Below are 450 nucleotides of genomic sequence, written 5' to 3'. Positions count from 1 at the left end.
AGATTGCAGGCGGAAACCGGTGCAGCCGATGCGTCGCGCTGAGCTTCGAAACGGATACGAGTCGTTCATGGAAAACCAACATCGCGCGGCCCGCCGCGGTTGCCGCTTCACGGCCGGCCTGCTGCTCGGCGCGCTGCTCATTCCTGGCGCGCCGCCGGTCCTGGCCGCGCGGCAGGCCGAACACGAGGAAAACGCGACGCCGGCGCAACACGCGCTGCTCGATCTCTATCGAGGCGAGATCCGCCTGATCGACGTGCCGGGCCGGATCAAGCGTATCGCGATCGGCGACGGCAGCCTGGTGACGGCCAACGTGGTGGACGGCCGGCTGATGCTGCTGGCCGAAAAGGCGGGCGTCACCTCGCTGGTGGCCTGGACCGCCAACGGCATTGCGCTGAATACCACCGTGCGCGTGGCGAAGGGCAATGTCCGGGAAACCGCCGCGCAATTGCG

The 450-nt window shown here is 68.0% G+C and carries 1 protein-coding gene; it reads left to right on the top strand.

Annotated elements, in window-relative coordinates:
• Nucleotides 1-67 precede the first annotated feature (67 nt).
• The coding region (locus HWX22_RS31595) for a pilus assembly protein N-terminal domain-containing protein (protein ID WP_175917026.1) at nt 68-450 on the top strand (383 nt) is incomplete at its 3' end.

The organism is Burkholderia sp. BCC1638, from assembly GCF_902833195.1.
GTDB lineage: Bacteria > Pseudomonadota > Gammaproteobacteria > Burkholderiales > Burkholderiaceae > Burkholderia > Burkholderia diffusa.
The sequence above is the reverse complement of the archived record's forward strand: the minus strand, read 5'-3'. Positions and strand labels throughout refer to the sequence as shown.